The organism is Xanthomonas sp. WHRI 6106, assembly GCF_040202405.1.
GTDB lineage: Bacteria > Pseudomonadota > Gammaproteobacteria > Xanthomonadales > Xanthomonadaceae > Xanthomonas > Xanthomonas cannabis.
Map to the genome: position 1 here is coordinate 295,280 of NZ_JBEGFC010000003.1, position 20,472 is coordinate 315,751.

General features: G+C 56.0%; 14 protein-coding genes. 8 read left to right on the top strand and 6 right to left on the bottom strand.

The features are described 5' to 3' along the window. The first annotated feature begins 61 nt into the window (after positions 1-61). From ABQZ09_RS06960 to ABQZ09_RS06990, 7 genes are all read left to right on the top strand, one after another. The gene (locus ABQZ09_RS06960; RefSeq protein WP_349776473.1) at positions 62-1,246 is read left to right on the top strand and encodes a cystathionine gamma-synthase; all 1,185 of its coding nucleotides are present in this window, start codon (positions 62-64) and stop codon (positions 1,244-1,246) included. Beyond that, on the top strand, positions 1,243-2,088 hold the full coding sequence (locus tag ABQZ09_RS06965) for an ABC transporter permease (protein WP_184555960.1): 846 nt from the start codon (positions 1,243-1,245) through the stop codon (positions 2,086-2,088). The genes ABQZ09_RS06960 and ABQZ09_RS06965 overlap by 4 nt, the downstream gene beginning before the upstream one ends. Then, positions 2,078-3,427: an ABC transporter ATP-binding protein gene (locus tag ABQZ09_RS06970; RefSeq protein ID WP_184555963.1), complete on the top strand. Its 1,350-nt coding sequence runs from the start codon at positions 2,078-2,080 to the stop codon at positions 3,425-3,427. The genes ABQZ09_RS06965 and ABQZ09_RS06970 overlap by 11 nt, the downstream gene beginning before the upstream one ends. Then, entirely contained in the window at positions 3,424-8,157 is a 4,734-nt protein-coding gene (locus ABQZ09_RS06975; RefSeq protein WP_349776474.1) for a glycosyltransferase, read from the top strand. The genes ABQZ09_RS06970 and ABQZ09_RS06975 overlap by 4 nt, the downstream gene beginning before the upstream one ends. Before the next feature lie 14 nt (positions 8,158-8,171). Next, positions 8,172-10,580, top strand: coding sequence for a hypothetical protein (locus ABQZ09_RS06980; protein WP_349776475.1), 2,409 nt, complete (start codon positions 8,172-8,174; stop codon positions 10,578-10,580). Positions 10,581-10,798: 218 nt separating this feature from the next. Further along, positions 10,799-12,724, top strand: a complete 1,926-nt coding sequence (locus ABQZ09_RS06985) for a putative glycosyltransferase family protein (protein WP_349776476.1) — start codon at positions 10,799-10,801, stop codon at positions 12,722-12,724. Positions 12,725-12,852: 128 nt separating this feature from the next. Beyond that, positions 12,853-13,931 (top strand): IS3 family transposase gene (locus ABQZ09_RS06990; RefSeq protein ID WP_349776549.1). Its coding sequence is split into 2 segments (ribosomal slippage): positions 12,853-13,084 and positions 13,084-13,931, totalling 1,080 coding nucleotides; the frame shifts between segments, so codons are not numbered across the junction. Between the two features lie 98 nt (positions 13,932-14,029). On the opposite strand, the gene ABQZ09_RS06995 is transcribed toward ABQZ09_RS06990, so the two are convergent. Genes ABQZ09_RS06995 through ABQZ09_RS07020 form a run of 6 tightly spaced genes read right to left on the bottom strand, consistent with a single transcriptional unit; the run spans position 14,030 to position 19,171 of the window. Next, positions 14,030-14,449 carry a GtrA family protein gene (locus ABQZ09_RS06995; protein ID WP_349776477.1) on the bottom strand — a complete coding sequence of 140 codons (420 nt, stop codon included), beginning with the start codon at positions 14,447-14,449 and terminating at the stop codon, positions 14,030-14,032. Beyond that, on the bottom strand, positions 14,446-15,384 hold the full coding sequence (locus ABQZ09_RS07000) for a WxcM-like domain-containing protein (RefSeq protein ID WP_047692973.1): 939 nt from the start codon (positions 15,382-15,384) through the stop codon (positions 14,446-14,448). The genes ABQZ09_RS06995 and ABQZ09_RS07000 overlap by 4 nt, the downstream gene beginning before the upstream one ends. Continuing rightward, positions 15,381-16,331: a glycosyltransferase gene (locus tag ABQZ09_RS07005; RefSeq protein WP_349776478.1), complete on the bottom strand. Its 951-nt coding sequence runs from the start codon at positions 16,329-16,331 to the stop codon at positions 15,381-15,383. Before ABQZ09_RS07005 ends, ABQZ09_RS07000 begins: the two co-directional genes overlap by 4 nt. After that, positions 16,325-17,428 carry a DegT/DnrJ/EryC1/StrS family aminotransferase gene (locus ABQZ09_RS07010; protein WP_039419846.1) on the bottom strand — a complete coding sequence of 368 codons (1,104 nt, stop codon included), beginning with the start codon at positions 17,426-17,428 and terminating at the stop codon, positions 16,325-16,327. The genes ABQZ09_RS07005 and ABQZ09_RS07010 overlap by 7 nt, the downstream gene beginning before the upstream one ends. 52 nt (positions 17,429-17,480) lie before the next feature. Continuing rightward, positions 17,481-18,425 (bottom strand): electron transfer flavoprotein subunit alpha/FixB family protein, encoded by a 945-nt coding sequence (locus tag ABQZ09_RS07015; protein ID WP_039419848.1) that lies wholly within the window; start codon positions 18,423-18,425, stop codon positions 17,481-17,483. Beyond that, positions 18,425-19,171 carry an electron transfer flavoprotein subunit beta/FixA family protein gene (locus tag ABQZ09_RS07020; RefSeq protein ID WP_349776479.1) on the bottom strand — a complete coding sequence of 249 codons (747 nt, stop codon included), beginning with the start codon at positions 19,169-19,171 and terminating at the stop codon, positions 18,425-18,427. Before ABQZ09_RS07020 ends, ABQZ09_RS07015 begins: the two co-directional genes overlap by 1 nt. A 230-nt stretch (positions 19,172-19,401) precedes the next feature. Between ABQZ09_RS07020 and rfbB the strand changes: the two genes are divergently transcribed. Then, entirely contained in the window at positions 19,402-20,457 is a 1,056-nt protein-coding gene (gene rfbB, locus ABQZ09_RS07025; RefSeq protein ID WP_349776480.1) for a dTDP-glucose 4,6-dehydratase, read from the top strand. Positions 20,458-20,472 lie beyond the last annotated feature (15 nt).

A 20,472-nucleotide genomic window follows, 5' to 3' on the forward strand; every position in this document is an offset into this window, starting at 1 on the left:
CGCGCGGCACCGGCCATTCAGACCTGCTTGCTACAATCCGCCACTTTTTCCGGGAACCTCCATGTCCAATCGCACCACCAATAGCCATGATGGCGAGCGCGCACTGTCGCTCGCGACGCTGGCGATCCATGGAGGGCAGTCGCCGGATCCCAGCACCGGGGCGGTGATGCCGCCGATCTATGCGACGTCCACCTATGCGCAGTCCAGCCCGGGCGAGCATCAGGGCTTCGAGTACTCGCGCACCCACAACCCCACGCGCTTTGCCTATGAGCGCTGTGTTGCATCGCTGGAAGGGGGCACGCGTGCATTCGCCTTCGCCTCCGGGATGGCCGCCACCTCCACGGTAATGGAACTGCTGGATGCCGGCAGCCACGTCGTGGCGATGGACGACCTGTACGGCGGCACCTTCCGCCTGTTCGAGCGCGTGCGTCGGCGGACCGCCGGCCTGGATTTCAGCTTCGTCGATCTGACCGACCCGGCCGCATTCGAAGCCGCGATCCGCCCCGACACCAAGATGGTGTGGATCGAAACCCCGACCAACCCAATGCTCAAGCTGGTCGATATCGCCGCCATCGCCATGATCGCGCGCAAGCACGGCCTGATGATCGTGGTCGACAACACCTTCGCCTCGCCGATGCTGCAACGCCCGCTCAGCCTGGGCGCCGACATCGTCGTGCACTCGGCCACCAAGTACCTCAACGGTCACTCGGACATGGTGGGCGGCATCGCCGTGGTCGGCGACAACACCGAACTGGCCGAGCAACTAGCCTTCCTGCAGAACTCCATTGGCGGCGTGCAAGGCCCGTTCGACAGCTTCCTCGCCCTACGGGGATTAAAGACGTTGCCGCTACGCATGCGCGCGCACTGCGAAAACGCCCTGGCGCTGGCGCAGTGGCTGGAAACCCACCCAGCGATCGAGAAGGTGATCTACCCCGGCCTGCCTTCGCACCCGCAGCACGCGCTCGCGAGAAGCCAGATGTCCGGCTTCGGCGGCATTGTCTCGATCGTCCTCAAGGGCGGCTTCGACGCGGCCAAGCGTTTCTGCGAGAAGACCGAGCTGTTCACACTGGCCGAATCGCTCGGCGGCGTGGAAAGCCTGGTGAACCATCCAGCCGTCATGACGCACGCCTCCATCCCCGTGGCCCGCCGCGACCAGCTTGGTATCAGCGATGCACTGGTAAGGCTGAGCGTGGGGGTTGAGGATGTGGGGGATTTGCGGAGTGATCTGGATAGTGCGTTGAAATGACACGTTCAAACCGATTAGGCAGTTCTGTCCATACGGGCTCAAGCCCAGTTGCCCCGTATGCGTCACTTTCGCGTCACCGTCGCTTGGTGTGGGAGCTATGCAAGCGCGATATTGCTGGAAAGTACCGGGGATCTATGGGGGGCTCGCTCTGGGCTTTTTTGAACCCCCTGCTTATGTTGGCTATCTACTCGTTTGTGTTTGGCTATATCTTCAAGTCACGTTGGTCGGGAGCGGGAACGGGCGATACACATTTTGCCGTTGTTTTGTTTTCAGGTTTGATTTTCGGGAATTTATTTTCCGAATGTCTAAGTCGAGCACCTGTGCTTATCACATCTAACCCAAATTATGTAAAGAAGGTAATCTTCCCCCTGGAGGTTCTTCCCTGGGTAGTTGTGGGTACGTCAATGTTTCACGCCGTGATCAGCTTTTTGGTATTGCTGATCGCCATGCTGCTTACAGGTGCTTCGATCTCCCCCGCGGCATTGTTCTTTCCGGTTGTCATGTTGTTGTTTCTTCCAATGGTTGCAGGGGTTACTTGGTTGGTCTCTGCGTTGGGTGTTTATTTTCGCGATGCGCAGCAGATTATGATGGTGCTTACAACTGCTTTGGTTTTTTTGGCGCCCATCTTTTATCCGCGCAGCAGCCTGCCGCAGGAGTATCAGTGGCTTCAAATGCTCAATCCATTGACCTTTGTCGTTGAGGCCGGCCGTGATGCGGTGCTTTGGGATAAGCTGCCGTCGGCGGAGCACGTCTTGGTGTACCTGCTGGTGTCTTTAGTCATTTCATGGCTTGGATGGTTGAGTTTTAAGGCGACGCGCAAGGGATTTGCAGATGTCCTCTGAAAAAACAGTCATTACCGTCGATCAGGTTAGCAAGCGCTACGAAATATACGCGGAGCCTTCAGATCGATTTAAGCAGATGGCGATTTCGGCCTTGGGCAAATTTGTGCCAATGCGTGAACGCCGCTACTTCAAGGAATTTTGGGCCCTGCACGGAGTGTCTTTGCACGTGCAGCGTGGTGAGTGTGTTGCGCTTATTGGGCGCAATGGCTCGGGAAAATCCACCTTGTTGCAGATTATTGCGGGCACGGTGACGCCAACCGCTGGGACAGCATCGGTAGATGGGCGCGTTGCAGCACTGCTTGAACTTGGATCCGGCTTCAACCCCGAGTTTACTGGACTTGAAAATGTCTATCTCAATGCATCTCTTCTAGGTTTGTCTCGTCAAGAAGTCGATGCCAGGCTTGATGCGATTCTGGAGTTTGCCGACATTGGCGACTTTGTTAATCAGCCTGTCCGTACTTATTCCAGCGGGATGACCGTACGCCTAGCATTCGCCGTGCAGGCTCAGATTGACCCCGATGTGCTGATTGTCGATGAAGCTTTGGCTGTTGGCGATGCACGCTTTCAGGCGAAGTGCTTCGCTCGCCTGAAATCCTTACGTGAGCGTGGAACTTCAATTTTGCTCGTAACCCATTCAACTGAGCAGGTAGTCACTCACTGTGACCGAGCTATTCTCATCGATCATGGACAGAAAATCGAAGATGGTGCTCCGCGCCCTGTTGTGAATTTATACCTTGATCTGTTGTACGGCCGTCAAAAGGCGGCGACATCTCAAGCTTCACCCTCAGCGGTAGAGGGGCTTGACTCCCCGCTAGACGAGCAATTGGCTCAATTCGATGCAGATTTCGGAACGAGAAACGAAGCGCTTTTTGCTTCACGCCCCGCGTTCAATCCTTACGAGCATCGGTGGGGTGACGGCAAAGCAGAGTTTTTGGACTTCGCTCTTTTTTCGCAGGGGCAATCTTTTCCTTCCAGTCTCCCTGCAGGAGCAGAGATCGATCTCTACCTGCGCTATCGTTGCTCTGCCGAGTTGGTGAGGCCGATTTTGGGTATTACCTTGAAGACCAAGGAGGGGTTGACGGTATATGGGACGAATACTGAAATGGCGGCAGTGGAAGGCGCCTTCGCGAAAGACGGAAAGACCGGGATCGCGCTTTGTCGCCTTAAGCTAAATTGTGCGGCCGGCGATTACTTTATTTCCGTGGGACTAGCCAGCCGTGAAACAGATGGCGAGGTCATTCCTCATGATCGGCGTTACGATGCAATTCACTTGTGTGTCGAGACGACTCTTCCCTTTATCGGGATCACCGACCTTCGAGCTAATTTGAAACTTCTATGACACGGATTTTTGATCCCTCTACCAGCCTTGGCCACTACACGTTTGATAAAAAATCCAACTGCTGGCAGCCAGCCGGATTGGGAGCAGAGTGGTCTTATTCGGACGGCGACGCTGTCGAAGACAATCTCTATCAGCTAGTCGCTGGCTGTACGGATCGAAGTGTTCAGTCGCTCGAATTGTCCAATTGCATCACTGACTGGCCGACTAAGTACTATTTCAGTCCACGTCGCGCCAATCTGCTTAGGCCATTGGCCGAGCTGCTCAGCGGTGATGTGCTGGAGGTGGGAGCGGGGTGTGGGGCGATCACGCGTTATCTCGGCGAAACCGCCAAGAACGTGGTGGCGTTGGAACCTGCGCCACGCCGTGCGCGAGTCGCGAAAAAGCGCTGTGAGGACCTCGCCAATGTCCACTTGGTTGTGGAGAACCTTGAGGCTTTTAGAACAGAGGCGCGATTTGACGCAGTCACTTTAATCGGCGTTCTCGAATATGCGGAGCGCTTTTCAGATCGGCCGGACGCAGCAGCCCATTGGTTAGCTTGCGCTCGTAATCTGCTCAAGCCCGGCGGTGTATTGTTGGTTGCCATTGAAAACCAACTAGGCCTAAAGTATTTCGCTGGTGCGCCGGAGGATCACCTGGGTCGGCCCATGCTGGGTCTTGAGGAGGTTTACGCAGGCAGCGGGGCGCGCACCTATGGCCGTCGAGAGCTAGAGGAAATGATGCGTCTCGCAGGGTTTGCCGATGTCGCGGTGGCGCTACCATTTCCTGATTATAAACTTCCGACATCGATCTGGTTTTCAAAAGATGGCAAAGCCGTGTCAGGATTCGATGATGGGGCTGCGCTTGCGGCTGCATCGGTGACGCGCGATCCTCAAATTGGACGGCCGCCACTGTTTGCTGTCGACCGCGTCTGGAATGTGGTCGCGCGCAACGGATTGCTGCCGGAGCTGGCCAATTCGTTTCTGTTCGTAGCGCACACGCAGACGACTGAGGCAGTCTTTGGGTCTGAAAATCGTAACGTGGCTGGTTATCACTTATCCACCGAACGAGACAGGCCATTTGCGAAGATCACGCGCTTCGAATTGCGTGACAGGAAGCCTTGGGTTAGTCGTAGCTTCCTTATGCCCGGCCTCGCGCGTGAAGTTGACGGGTTTGAATGCGTTCCGAAAGACGAGCGCTATGCGGCAGGGTGCGCACTAACTGATTCGCTTTACGAAATGCTGCTGCATGATGGATGGCAGATCGGTGATGTGGGTCCATGGTTAAGGCGTTGGCTCGAGGCGGTTGCGCGCCATGTGGGTCTGGAACCGGGAGCGCTGGTCAATTCCGAGTACAACGCGGAAATATTGCTGCCTGGCGACGTGATTGATCTGGTTCCGCACAATCTGATGGAGGCGGCCGATGGGTCGCTCTGCTTCATCGATCTGGAGTGGCGTAGTGCTGAGCCCGTGGCACTCGGGTACCTTGTTTTCCGAGGCCTGCTGGAAGTGGTGTCTTCATGCGTGAGTGTGGCTCGACCTTATGATGAGCGACATCTGTACCTGATGCACTTCATCACGGATGCGATGCGTGAGTGTGGAGGCATGCTCGCGCCGTCTGTCGCAGATATTGAGCGATATATAGCTCTTGAGCGCCGTTTTCAGTGTGCTGCCTCGGGCAGGCCGGCTTCGCTTGAGTACAAGTTGCTGGTTGAAGCAAAGATGCCTGTTACATCAACTTCGACAGTAGAGGGGCCATTGGTCACGTCACTGATCGAAGCGAGAGAGGTGCGGGAGCAGCTAAACGATCTCCTCTCCCACCATAATGCTCTGCTTGCCGAACATGAGAAGGTAGCAGCGTGGGCCAAAGGCCTTGATCAGGAACTCATGGAGGACAGGACGCGACATGCTGCGTTGGTAGCCGAGCACGAAGAGGTTGCACGATGGGCCTCGGGCTTGGACGAGCAAGTATTGCGTGCCGCTAATAGTTTGGATGAGCTCATACTACAGGTCGAGCAAGACGGCAGACTTGATGCTGGAATTTTAGGTGCTTACTTGCTGGAACTTGTGACGCTCCGCCGTGAATATGGCTTGTTAAAGCGTAAGGATCAGCGGACTGCTGACGAGATGGATGCTGTTAGGGTCCAGCTGGCAGAGGCAGAGGACCGCAACGCGCAACTATTGCTTCGTGTGGAGGACGCCGAGACGCAACTCCAACGGGCATTGGCCGGTGAACAGGGAGCTTTGACACTCGTAGAGTCGCTGCAGCATCAAGAGCGCGCGTTGCAATCCGATCTCGCCAGGCTGAGGCATCTAATTGCCAACATGGAGGTAGGGCAGTCCGCGGAAAGGAATGCGGCGATGCAGCGCGAGAAGGACATTATAGAGCGCGAGAACGAAGTGTCCCAGCGCGACAAAATCTGGGCAGACAGGGAAATGGTCGCACTTGAAACACAACGCAAACTGGCCGACGAGGCGTTTTTGGCTGCGCAGTCATCCTCGGAACTGATCAGCGCCGAAAACCGGGTCCGTGCTCTTGAAACTGAGGTTGAGCTGGCTCGGGAAGAGTACGACACCGTGGTCAAGTCTCAGTCGTGGCGCATGACAAAGCCGCTCCGCTTTGCAATGCGGATCATGCGCGGGGATTGGAATGCCGTCGCTGCATCCGTACGCGGTAAGCCTTGGGCGCAATCGCCGATTCTAAATTTGGTTCGTAACCCGGCGAAACGTTTCCTCATGCAGCGCGACGCAGCTTCTCCAGCGCCGCCTGAGGGACTGCTGATGCATACTCAGGACGACCCTGCACGGTTGCTTGAGGGCGTCGCATTCCAGATTGTCGATGCACCTGAAGTCAGTATCATTATTCCCGCGTATGGGCGGCTCGACCACACCGCTGCGTGCGTCAAATCGATCTACGCAAATTTGCCGTATGTATCAATAGAGGTTCTGGTTGTCGAGGATGCGTCTGGCGACGAGCAGATTGGTGCGCTGAGTCAGGTGCCAGGTCTTCGCTACTCGGAAAATCCGATCAATTTAGGATTTTTGCGCTCATGCAATCATGCGGCGTCCCTAGCGAGAGGCCGATATATCTACTTCCTTAACAACGATACGGAAGTAACCGAAGGCTGGTTGGATGCGCTGGTGAATACGGCAAAATCCTGGCCGGAATGCGGTCTTGTAGGTTCTAAGCTGATCTATCCAGATGGACGCCTGCAGGAGGCTGGTGGCATCGTTTGGAAAGATGCAAGCGCGTGGAACTATGGAAGATTGGATGACCCATCCCGTAGCATCTACAACTATACGCGTGAGGTGGATTACATTTCCGGCGCGTCGATCATGATTGAAAAGGCGCTGTTCGATTCTTTCGGTGGTTTTGACGAACTATATCTGCCCGCTTACTTTGAAGACACCGATTTGGCATTCAAGGTGCGTGCGTCGGGGCGCAAGGTAGTGTATGAGCCGCGCTCTGTTGTCGTTCACTATGAAGGAATCTCGCACGGTACCGATACGGGCGGTGGCATTAAAGCTTTCCAGGTGGACAACCAGAAGAAGTTCTATGAGCGCTGGAAGGATGTGCTAGAGCGAGATCACCTAGAGAATGCTGACCGGCCATTCCTTGCTCGCGATCGTAGCCACCTGAAAAAGGTGATACTGGTCATTGACCACTACATTCCACAGCCAGATCGCGACGCGGGATCGCGGGCTATGTATCAATTATTGAAGTTGTTGATAGCAAACGGCTATGCGGTAAAGTTCTGGCCAGAAAACATGTGGCACGATGCTCCATATGCGCGTCCGCTGCAGGATGTTGGGGTTGACGTGATGTACGGAGCTGAGTATGTCGGTGGCTTCGAAAAATGGATCGCCGAAAATGGTGCTAGTATTGACACGGTAATACTCAGTCGTCCACATATTAGCGTCCAGTTTATCGACGCTGTTATCCAGTACTCGCCAGCCCGCCGTCTCTACTATGGTCACGACATCCATTACTTGCGCCTTGCGGAGCAGATGAAGGTGGAGCCGTCGCCTGAACTTCAAGTTGATCTTGAGCACTATCGTACAATTGAAGAGGGCCTTTGGCGAAAAATGCATGAGGTTTACTACCCAAGCGAGATCGAGACGGCTTATGTGAACTCGTGGATTGCTTCGGCGGGTGTGGGATGTAAGGCCACAACAGTGCCTCTCTACGCGTATGAAAGTGTTCCATTGCGAGTGCAGGAAAATCTCCGTTTGCGTCGCGATATCCTATTTGTAGCGGGCTTTGGGCATCCACCTAATGTCGATGGAGCAAAGTGGTTTGTAGCTGAGATCTTTCCCCTAATCCAGGTAAGGCATCCCGATGTCCATGTCATAATGGTCGGATCTAATCCGACCAGCGACGTAAAGGCACTGGCAAGTGAGTTCATTGAGGTAACTGGTTTTGTTTCCGATGAGCAGCTAGAGGCCATGTACGAGTCGGCGCGCGTTGCTATTGCGCCTTTACGGTTTGGTGGCGGAATGAAGGGAAAGGTACTTGAATCAATGCGCTACGGGCTACCGATTGTGACAACGTCGACTGGTGTGCAGGGATTATCGGCAACTCGTGACTTTGTTTACGCTGCGGACGACCCTAAGGAATTTGCTGCTGCAACAAACCTATTATTGGAAAACGACCCTGAATGGTTGCGTCGCTCCTATGACGGCCAAGCGTTTATTAATAAAGAATTTTCTGCTCAATCAGTCCTCGCCGCCATGCGACACGGATTGGGTGGGTAATATTGGATTCGCACATGAAATTTCTCCTTTTTGTTGCCAAGTTAACGGTCATATGCCTTGTGGTAGTGGTGTCAGCTGTTGTGGCGGGCTGCTACCAGAAATCCCACCACCAGCAATTGGCTGTGATCGATTACGGTCCCAAGTCTATAGATGCTGGCGCCACGTTCAACGTGCAGCCGGATGGTAGCTCGGCAGCGTGGTTCCGTATGAATCAACCTATGGACGGAAGCACGGTTTGGGTTAACCTTGGCGGAACTAATATTCGTGCCGATATTTCCGATAACTTGATCACCGTCAAAGTGCCAGCCCAGCTCTTTTCGACGCCAGACACTATCAGTGTTGTCATTACAAAAGTTACCGGTGACCGGAAAACAATTGCGCCAGCAGTTCCTGTGAAGGTGGAAGAAGTGCGATGCGAGCCTTCGGCTGACAGCGAGCGTATAGGCGAGTGTGGGTCCAAAGGAAATTCTAATGTTGCGCGTGCCGCGGTGCCGAAATACATCAAAGCTGTTACATACTTTGGTCACGCGTGGCCCATTAACTTTTGGACTTCAGATCTAACTGGTGTTGGTGAAGACATGAAACGCATGCGTGCTGACGGATTCAATTCCGTCGTGTTCGTGGTTCCCTGGGGTGAATTCCAGCCAGGTTTGGACCCGATCCGCTACGATGAGCAAATGTACAGTCGTTTACGCGATGTTTGTAAGTCTGCGAAAACTGCGGGGCTTGACGCATACTTCCGAGTTTCGTACGAATGGGATTTCGCGTCTGATGTACAGCTGCCAGCAGTCGCACGTGCTAATGAGTTGTTTACAAGTGACAAACTACAGCCGGCATGGACTGGGTACCTTTCGAAGGTTGGGGAAGCTACTTCTTCTTGTGCGAAAGGATACTTTCTTTCATGGGAAGATTACTGGCATGTTCTAGATATGGCGCAGTCTGGCAGAACTCCAGAGGAATCGGCACATATTTCTAAGCTTATTGGCTTTGATCAATGGGCTGCCTCGCATGCATCGGAGGCGTTTCGTAAAAGATTTGATGCGGATCGCAAAGTGCTAGGGGCATACCCCGTGCCTCAAACAAAAGACCCCAATTTTACTCAACTGTACGCATGGTTCGACGAACAGCTTTCGTCACGCTTGCTTGCGCGTGCGGCGCAGGTGCTTCCCAACATGAGTATTGAGGCACGCGTCGATAGTGACCCTATCTATGCGAACGGCAAAATTGCAACGTGGTACTCGCACAATGCGACGTATTCGGTCCCGTCATCAAAATACCTCATGACGTATTGGGCGCCGGCAATGGGGGCCCAGAACAAGGGTGAGATCGATACAGCCCAGAGCGCGATTGCTAGATTCGTCTATAACCAGAAAAAGATTCTTGAGCACACGGATAACCATATTTTTGTCGAACAGCTGTTGTATACCGACAACACGCCTAAGATGGCTCATAATGCGAAGATAGACCCGAAACAGATGGGTGATTTTCTTTCTGAGCTATCCGCGCCTCTCCTTCAGTTTACGTCAGGCTATGCGCTATGGGGTTACCAGAACTACCGGGCCAACCTGTTATATAACCCCGATTTCGCGCTCGGAATGAAGGGTTGGGATACCAAAGGTACGGTTGTACTGCAAGGTGCCGCACCTTTCTCGGCTACTTTAGGTGATGGAGGCACCATCAGCCAGCAAATCCCTGTTTCTCGCGATCATTATGTCAATTTCGCTGACAACGTTCGAGTGAATATGATCGCAGGTGGTGATGGCGAGATCGAAGTCTCGCTTGGTAAGAGGGCTGCACGCATGCGCGTTAGCGGTGCCGCAAAAGAGATCACCATGTTTTTACCTGAGGCTGTTACAGGAGCTGCCTTCTCTATTCGTGTCTTAGCAGGTAGCGTTACGCTCTCCCGCATTTATGCTTACCGATTCATCCAGGAATCTAGTGCCAGGGATGATTACGGGAGAGACCTGCCTGACATGACATATATTCGCAAAATGAATAGAAAACTCGAAATGCTGGATGGTCTGCCGTCGATGTACTCAAGTGAAGCGGGCAACTTAGATCGCGTCGTTGGTACCTATGGTGTTGAAAAAGACGGTCAGCGAGTGTACTCATGGGCCGGACCTAAAGTGTTAGCCTACGTGAAAGCAACAGGTCAGTATGTCGAAGTCAAGGGGACCTTAAATGTTTCCATGTTTGGAAACGCAATTTGCGGCGTTCAAGGTTCTGTAAACGGTGTTGATGTGGCGCGCCTTGAGCATCGGCACGATGGCGCGTTCTCTCTGAAGCTACCGGTACCGGCTGATCAGCTGGGTCGCCCTGTTAAGGTCGGACTCAAATCCAGTTGTCAGACTCATCCTACCCCTGGTCAAGGCGACCAACGCGTGTTGTCGTTCGTGCTAAATTCGATCGGGGTGCCGAATTAATGGGCAAGGCATTCCGGTTTAAAAGCATCCCATCTTGGTTGATACACATTGGACCTATTGCACTATTTGTCCTAGTTAATTTTGTTACCTTTCGAGAGCATTACGCAAACCACGCCACATTTCCCTGGGATTTCCTAGGTGGCTACCACTCGCAAGCATACGGTTGGTTCGACAACGGTGGGGTCTTGGCGCCGCCATCGTGGTTGCCTTGGACTAACATGGGTTTCCCCGCTTTCCTGACCCTCCAGTCGGGCTCTTGGTATATGCCACTGGCGGTTCTGCATAGTTTGGGTATCGATTATACGGTGCATGCGGCCACCGTATTCCAAATATTGCATGTTCTCTTTGGTGCTGTTGGTGCTTATCTATTCGTTCAGGCCCTGTCAGGGCATCGGCTCGTCGCCTTGTTGTTGGGTGTTGCATACCATTTCAGTGCAACTTTTTACGCAAACCAGGAGCACGTTGATATTGTGCGCGCTGCGGCATGGGCTCCATGGCTTTTGTATGGGCTGCTGCCAACTATTACAACCAAGCGCTTTGGCTGGGTTGTGGCCGCTTTCTCCACTTCACAACTAGTCATAGCAGGTTATCCAGGAGTTACGGTTGCAATGGTGTATGCCTGCGCCGCCAGTTGCCTCGTGCATTACATACATCTTGAGCCAGGGCAAAGACGAGTTGGATATGCTTGGGCCGTAGTTACGGCAGTCGTGTCCGGTTCGTTCATCTCGTTGCTAAAGTGGTTACCTTTGGCATTGAATGGATCTAAGGGGCTGAATCTTGAGCATTTTCCTAGTCAGCCATTTGGCCCAATTCACCTGTTGACCCTATTTGCTCCTTACGCCGAGCTGCAGGTGCCCGGTGACATCACGATGCGCAGTCTTTGGTTGCCGACATTAGCGCTATGGGGCTGCGCATATGCAAGCTGGCGAAGCGTTGCCACGCGGTCAGGAATATGTATTATATTTGTAGCGCTTTTAATTGGCATGTTGTCTGCTGGTAATCCAGCTATCCGTGAGATCATTCCTGGCGCTTCGGTAAGTAGGTTTCCGCTCTCCGACTGGCGACCCGTTCTGCACTTAGGGATTCTTTCAGTTGCAGCTAATGGATGGACACGGTTGTTAGCTGGTGAGCTAACGATGCGGCGAATTTTGATAGGTTCGCTGGCTTCTCTGGTTTTTTTTACCTATATCTCTGTGCGCGCGTCCAGCCTTGGGCTGTCGATTCCGCAAATTAGTCGAATGCAGGGGTCCATAGCAATTTGTGCCCTTTTATGTAGTCTATGTGCGCTCGTGTCGACTGCTTGGCGCCGGCGTGGCGCAGGGATCGTCTTAGCTCTGTGTGCTACGCTGTTTTGTTTCCGCGATGGTTATGATTTTCATAATTCTCAGTCCGCGCCTTGGGCTCCGGGGTGGAGTTTGGATGCTGAGAAAGTATGGTTAGGCGGCTCCTTTGACGAATTTCGGGCCAAGCGCGGTCCTCTCATGCCTATTGAACACCGCCCCCAAAGATTTGTCATAGGGAATTCGGCGGCTGAGGCTGTTGAAAATCGTAACAGCCAAAAATATAACCGGTGTTGGTATATGCGGACCTATTGTGTCTTTGGATATGACAATGTTCGCATGTCATTGCCGCATGCAGGCCTGCTCCAGGCACTCGGTGGTCCTGGTCAAGATGATCTGCTTGAATTTATAAGACGGCCAGGTCAACTTTTACTCTTAAATATTGATGAGGCAGGACAGGTGCCACATCTTGCTCGGGAGAGCCGCACAGCATCTGCTATAGGACGTACAGATGCGGCGCACGTTCAATACGTAAGATACAGTCCGACGGAAGTGGTATATCGCCTGTATGTGCCAAGTCCTACGTTGGTAGTTGAAAACGAAATCTCTTGGCCTGGCTGGAGTTACGATGCTTGCGACAAGGCATCCTCTTGCCTGCCTAGCCGGCAGGTGGCGTCGACCACTCAAGGCCTTCGGAGTTGGGTGATTCCAGCGGGTTATAGTGAAGTTCGCATTCATTTTAAGGGGCCGCCCGCTTGGCCCGGTTATCTGGCCGCAGCCATTGGTTTGCTTATTGCTATTTTAGTAATTTTCACCCCCCGACGAATTTTGCCATCTTATGTCAAGCAGTGCTTTCCAGCTTGAAGGCCGCATCCGCAGCTGCATCTTTGTCGACTCCCCGTAAAATTGGTCCATCCATAGTTAGAGGTCTCCGGGCACACTAGCCACCAAGGAGACCAACGACGCGCAAGAGCAAGTTCACCGAGAGTCAGATTGTCGCCACGCTGAAGCAGGTTGAGGGTGGCCGCCAGGTCAAGGATGTGTGCCGTGAGCTGGGTATTTCCGACGCGACGTACTACGCCTGGAAGTCCAAGTACGGTGGCATGGAGGCCGCTGATGTGCAGCGCCTTCGCGACCTGGAGACCGAGCACAGCAAGCTCAAACGCATGTACGCCGAGCTTGCGATGGAAAACCACGCATTGAAGGATGTCATCGCAAAAAAGCTGTAGACCCGGCGCACAAACGCCCGCTTCTTGCCTGGCTCGTCGAGCAGCATGGCTGGAGCGAGCGCCGGGCCTGTGCGGTCGTTGGCGTGGCCCGCTCGACAGCGCGCTATCGGCGCCTCCCCGATCGCGACGAGGAGGTCATTGCGCTGCTGTCCGAATTGGTCGAGCGCTTTCCCGAGCGTGGCTTTGGAAAGCTCTTTCAGATCATCCGCCGTCGCGAACACGTGTGGAATCACAAAAGGGTCTGGCGTGTGTATTGCTTGATGAAACTCAATCAACGCCGTCGCAGCAGGCGCCGGGGCCCGACCCGTCATCCGCAGCCGCTGGCATGCGGTGATCGACCCAATGCTGGATGGTCGATCGACTTCATGTCCGATGCGCTGTGGGATGGCCGACGCTTCCGTACGTTCAATGTCATCGACGACTTCAGCCGGGAAGCCTTGGCGATCGAGGTGGACTTGAATCTTCCGGCCGCCCGCGTCATCCGCACCTTGGAACGCGTCGCGGCCTGGCGCGGCTACCCGGGCAAACTTCGCTTGGACAATGGCCCTGAGTTTGTCGCATTGGCATTGGCCGAGTGGGCCGAGCGCAAGGGCATCGCCTTGGACTTCATCGAGCCGGGGCGTCCAATGCAAAACGGTTTCATCGAACGCTTTAACGGCAGCTACCGGCGCGGTGTGCTGGACCTGCATCTGTTCCGCACGTTGAGCGAGGTGCGCGAGCAGACCGAACACTGGCTGGCCGACTACAACCAGCAGATCCCGCACGACAGCCTGGGCGAGCTAACACCCGCCGAGTTCCGTGATCAACATCAACCGCAGATCTCTAGCTTTAGCCGGCATTGAATTAAGGGGAGTCGACAGCAGCGACGAATACGAGGCTATGCGCCGTCGAGGTGACGCTGACTAAAATTTCAGACGCTGCTTGGGCTGATAGGTGTTTCTTAACCTTTGTTGACTAGAGTGCCGTTGCCAAAAACGAAGCGTGACAAAATAAAGGTCAATGGAACTGTGACTAATATTGCAATCAATGGGGCGAGGGCTGCGGACATTTTGAGGTGTTCGACCCACGCAAACACCACGGCTAAGCTCGCCAAATACTGTGCAAGGTAGACAAACGGAAACATCAGCAGTGAGCGCCAGCCGCGGTGCGTCCGAAAGACGAAAAGGCGATTGATAAAGAAAGCGATGACAATGCCGAACACGTACGCAACCGTGTAGGCGACCTTGTAGGAAGTGGCCTGCAGCAATGCGAGATAGGCGGCGTAGGTAGCAACCGTGTTGATGCCGCCCGAGATGAGGAAGCGAACGAAACTGGACCCACTTACCAAGTCCCTTGCCTTTCGCAGCATGAGCATACTCATGCGTGGTTGTTACGCACCTGATCGATGAAAGCACCATACTCGCGGATGTAATCCGCCGAATCATAGAAGTGCGAGGCGAACACGAGCAGCACTGCGTCCTCGGAATATTTGTACTGAATGCCCCACGTCATGGGCGGCAGGTACAGGCCGAGGTTTGGCTTGTCGAGTACGAACTGCTCGCGCTGTTTGCCGTCGTCGGCCACTACGTGTACCGAGCCCTTTACTGCAATGAGGAACTGGTGGCACTCAAAATGCGCGTGCTCGCCACGGGTTTCGGCAGTAGGCACGTCATAAACAAGGAAATAACGTTTGGGCGCGAACGGGATCTCTTTTTCAAATTCACCAACGGAAAGGCTACCGCGCATGTCAGCGATGGCATTGAACGTGTGCATCTGCACGCCGCGGACGGACGACGGATGGATACCTGTCTTTGTTCCTTGCGGCTGAAGTTTCTCGGTCGCGACGGTACCGGTGTTGGCGTAGCCAACGATCTTGGCAGGATTACCCACCACGATTGCATTGGGGGGGACTGATCGAGTGACAACTGCGCCTGCGCCGATCATGGCGTTGCGGCCGATGCGGATGCCAGGCAGGATCGTGGCATTCGCCCCAATCGATGCGCCGGTCTCGACCACCGTGCGCAGGAATGCTTCAGGGTAGACCTTGCTTCGCGGACGAAGGTCGTTGGTGAATGTGGCATTGGGGCCAACGAACACATTATCTTCTAAGGTAACGCCATCCCACAGTTGAACACCGCACTTGACCGTGACGCTGTCGCCCACGACGACGTCATTCTCGATGAACACCCCATCGCAGATATTGCAGCCGGCGCCTAAGCGTGCGCCTGGCAGCACGTGGGCAAACGCCCAGATACGTGTACCATCGCCGATGGTGGTTGACTCGCAAAGTGCCTTTTCGTGAACGTAGAAGTTCATTGTTGTTTTCCGGGGAAATCAAGCTGCAGAGAAACGATGTTGAGGGGGCGCTGCTTGGTGTTCTCATAGGCACGCCAAGCGTAATTACCGACGATGCCGATACCCAAAGTATTGAGCGCGCCGAAAAAGAGGATCGCCAGCATCGACATGGAATAGCCTGGTACTTCATAGCTGCCCGCGAAGCGGGCGATGAGTACTGCCAGGCCGAGAAGCACGGCGACGCCGAGTCCAAGCATGCCGGCGCCCATCAAGATGCGCACTGGCAGGTCTGAGAAAGCAAAGACGCTGTCGAGCAGGTACGTGACCTTCTTCTTCAAAGTCCATGCGCTCGTGCCGTGTTCGCGTTCCAGACGTGCATAGCCGATAAACTCTCGGCGACCGCCCAGCCAGAACAAGAGCCCCAGTAAACTACTGTTGGCTTCACCAAGGGCGACGAGGCGGTCACGGAACGGCGCTGTCAGGGCGAACACATCGACCCCTCCACTAGGGACGTCGCGTTGCACCAAGCGGCGATAAGCGCCCCAGAATAGAGTAGAAGCGAGCTTGCTGAGGCCTGGATCGGCGCGGCCGATACGTCTACCAAAAACGACATCCAAAGGTCTCGTAGACAATGCAGAAAAGAATTCGCGCATCAGCGAAGGCGGCTCCTGCAAGTCGGCCGCCATGACACCAATGTACTCGCCCGTCGCTTCGGAAAGTCCACAGCGGATAGCCGCGAATGCACCGAAATTGCGCGAAAGCAATATCAAACGAGCCTGGAAAGTCGCCGTCGGGAGAGATTTTTCCAAGAGCGCAAAACTGGCATCTGGGCTGCCATCGACGACGAAGACCACCTCAAGCGGTGCTTCAAGGTCGCTGGCCAACGCGTCCAGAGCCACAAGCAACGCAGGGATGGAGCCCTCGTTCTTGTAAACAGGGATCACTACCGAATAGCGCGGCTTTACCACGAGTTGCAGGCCTCGATGACTCGGGACACTTCTGCGTCGGTGAGCTCGGGAAAACAAGGCAAAGTGACAACATGCGAGCACGAATGGTCCGTGGCCTTGAGCGCAATGTCGTCAAAGCGCCCTGCAAACAGCGGCTGGCGGTAATCGGGTGTAGGGTAGTGCACCTCGCTGCTCACGTCGGCGTCGGCGAGATGCTTCTGCAGCCCCGTGCGATTGTCGGTATGCACCACATAGAGATGGGCAACAAAATCCTCTCCACTCACTGGCGGTACCGCGATGTTGGCATGCTTAATCTCGCGCGAATAGCGGTTGGCAATAGCGCGGCGGCGCGCATTCCAGCCGTCGAGCAAGGGCAACATCACGCGCAGGAACGCCGCCTGGATTTCGTCGAGGCGGCTATTACGGCCGCCCAGCAATTCGTTGCGGTATTTCGCCGTCCAACCGTACTGGCGAAGCTTGCGAAGTGTATCGGCGATGGACGGGTCGTTAGTGGTAACGGCACCGCCATCGCCTAGCGCGCCCAAGTTCTTGGTGGGATAGAAGCTAAAGCTGGCGGCCTTGCCGAACGTGCCAGCCTTGCGGCCTTCAGCGTCGCTCGCGCCGTGCGCCTGAGCGCAGTCTTCAAAGATGGCGAAGCCATTTTTTTCCGCTAGCTTAGTGAGGGCGGCCATATCGGCTAGCTTGCCGTAGAGATGGGTCACGATGACAACGTCGATCTGACCTCGAGCTAGCTCGGCTTCCAGAGCAGCTGGTGACATGGTGCATGTAACGGGGTCGATGTCGATAAAGACTGGTTCAGCCCCACAAGCAAGTACTGCAGTCGTCCCGTACATGGCGGCATTGGCGACTACGCCCACCCGCTTTCCTTCGTCGACCCCCAGGCTACGTAAACCCAACTCAAGCGCTTCGGTACCGTTGGCGACACTGACACAGTCCCGGGCTCCGCACCACTGCGCGAATTCTTTCTCGAACGCTTTCACGTTCGGGCCAAGCACGTAATAACCACTGCCGATAGCCGTGGCAGCGGCTTCTTCGAGTTGGCGGGCTATGGGCCCGATGTGGCGGTCGAGGGCATTGACGGGGACGGGCGTAGTCATGGATATCCTGAAGTATGAAACAGGGCAGCTACCGGCCGCCCGAAATGGGGAGCTAGCTTAGTGCAGATTCGAGTTCTGGAAGAATTTTGAACAAATCCCCCGCCAACCCGATATCGGCAATCTCGAAGATCGGCGACTCCGGGTCCTTGTTGATCGCCACGATCGTGCCGGCGTCCTTGATGCCGGTCAGATGCTGGATCGCGCCGCTGATGCCGATCGCCACGTAGAGCTCGGGGGCGATGATCTTGCCGGTCTGGCCGACCTGCAGCTCGTTGGGCACGTAGCCGGCATCCACTGCAGCGCGCGAGGCGCCCACGGCGGCGCCGAGTTTGTCGGCCAGGCTGTAGATGTGCTGGAAGTTCTCCGCCGAACCGACGCCGCGGCCGCCGGAGACCACACGCTTGGCGCTCTGCAGGTCCGGGCGATCGGAGCTGCCTGCGGCCAGGCCGACGAAGCGGCTGTGGGTCGGCAGCGTGGCATCAACCGAGACGGATTCGACTGCCGCACTTCCGCCCTTGGCGGCCTCCGGCCACGACGCGCTACGAATGGTGGCAACCACGATCTGGTCGGCCGGAGCCTTGACGGTGATGATGGCGTTGCCCGCATAGATCGGACGCTTGAAGGTATACGCGTCTTCGACAGTCATCAGATCGGAGATCTGGTTGACGCCCAGCAATGCCGCCACGACCGGCATCAGATCCTTGCCAAAGGTGGTGGAGGGGCCGAAGACATGGGTGTAGCCCTGACCCGCCAGTTTGGCGATCTGCGGTCCCAGCACCTGCGCGATGGCGTGTTCGTTGGCCGCGTTGGCCACGGTCAATACGCGCGCGACGCCGGCCAGCTGCGCGGCCTGTGCGGCAACGCCTGCTGGGTCGGCGGCCAGCACGACCACATCAATGGATTCGGCCGAGATCGCCTGCGCGGCGCTCAGGGTCTTGGCAGTGGCCGCGTTGAGCTGGCCATTGAGATGTTCGGCAACGATGAGAACCTTGGCCATTACAGCAACCCCTTCTGCTTGAGTGCGGCCACCAGCTCGGCGGCATCCTTGACCATCACACCACGGCTGCGCTTGGACGGCGCTGCGTAGTGGGTAGTGGTCAGGCTGTCATGCGTCGCGACCCCGAGATCGGCAAACGCCAGCGTTTCCAGCGGCTTGCTCTTGGCCTTCATGATGTCGGGCAGCTTGATGAAGCGCGGCTCGTTCAGGCGCAGATCGGTGGTGATCACCGCCGGCAGGTCCACCTCCAGCGTTTCCAGGCCGGCGTCGACCTCGCGGGTCACCGTGGCCTTGCCATCGGCAACGACGAGCTTGCCGGCGAAGGTCGCCTGCGGGCGGCCCCACAGGGTGGCCAGCATCTGGCCAGTCTGATTGGCGTCGTCATCGATGGCCTGCTTGCCCAGGATGACCAGATCCGGCTGTTCCTTCTCGACCAGCTTAAGCAGGGTGCGCGCAGCGGTCAGCGGCTGGATCGCCGTGTCGGTGACCACATGGATGGCGCGGTTGGCGCCCATGGCCAGCCCATTGCGTAGGTGCGCGGCCGCATCGGCCGGCGCTAGGGTGGCGACCACCACCTCGGTGGCGATGCCGGCGTCGCGCAGGCGCAGCGCCTCTTCCAGGGCGATTTCGTCGAACGGGTTGGGCGAGAGCTTGACGCCCTCGGTCACCACGCCGGAGCCATCCGGCTTGACCTGAATGCGGACGTTGTAGTCCACCACGCGCTTGTAGGCGACGAGGATTTTCATCGTGTACGAGATCCTTCAGCTATTGCGGGAAGGCCCGGCCGCGGCGGCAGGCTCGGGAGTGGGGCCATTCTAACCGGGCAGGGCGCACCATGCGATGGCGTATGGATGGTGCGGTGCAATAGATCCAAAGTCTTTCATTCGAAGATATATAAGCCCAGCGCGGCTGGACCGTATATCCTGTGCGGTTTGAAACCGCAGCGCAATTCGCGCGCGATCAGGAGGGGTAAACAGTGGCGACTTGGCTAGTGACCGGCGGGGCCGGCTTTATCGGCGGAAATTTTGTTCTCGAGGCGGTCGCGCGCGGAATCCGCGTGATCAATCTCGACGCGCTCACCTATGCGGGGAACCTGAATACGCTGGCGTCGCTGGAAGGCAATGCCGACCATGTCTTCGTCAAGGGCGACATCGGCGACGGCGCGCTTATGGCCAGCCTGCTGCAGGAACATCAGCCGGACGCAGTGCTGAATTTCGCTGCCGAAAGCCACGTGGATCGCTCGATTGAAGGTCCTGGCGCGTTCATCCAAACCAACGTGGTCGGCACCCTGGCATTGCTCGAGGCCGTGCGCGATTACTGGAAAGCGCTGCCGGACGCGCGTCGCGATGCCTTTCGGTTCCTGCATGTGTCCACCGACGAGGTCTACGGCACGCTGGGCGAGACCGGTAAGTTCACTGAAACCACGCCGTACGCGCCCAATTCTCCGTACTCGGCATCCAAGGCGGCCTCGGACCATCTGGTGCGCGCGTTCCATCACACCTATGGGCTGCCGGTGCTCACCACCAATTGCTCGAACAATTACGGGCCGTACCATTTCCCGGAAAAGCTCATTCCGCTGGTGATCGCCAAGGCGCTGGCCGGCGAACCGTTGCCGGTGTATGGCGATGGCAAGCAGGTACGCGATTGGCTGTTTGTCAGCGACCACTGCGAGGCGATTCGCACCGTGCTGGCCAAGGGCAAGGTCGGCGAGACCTACAACGTGGGCGGCAACTCCGAACGCCAGAACATCGAGGTTGTGCAGGCCATCTGTGCGCTGCTGGACCAGCATCGCCCGCGTGAGGATGGCAAGCCGCGCGCGAGCCAGATCACCCATGTCACCGACCGGCCTGGGCATGACCGTCGTTACGCGATCGATGCGTCGAAGTTGAAGGACGAATTGGGTTGGGAGCCTGCTTACACCTTCGAGCAGGGCATCGCGCAGACGGTTGAGTGGTATCTGACCAACCAAGCGTGGGTGCAGGGCGTGCTTGATGGAAGCTATCGCCTTGAACGCATTGGCGCGACCGCCTGATACTCATCTCAGCGT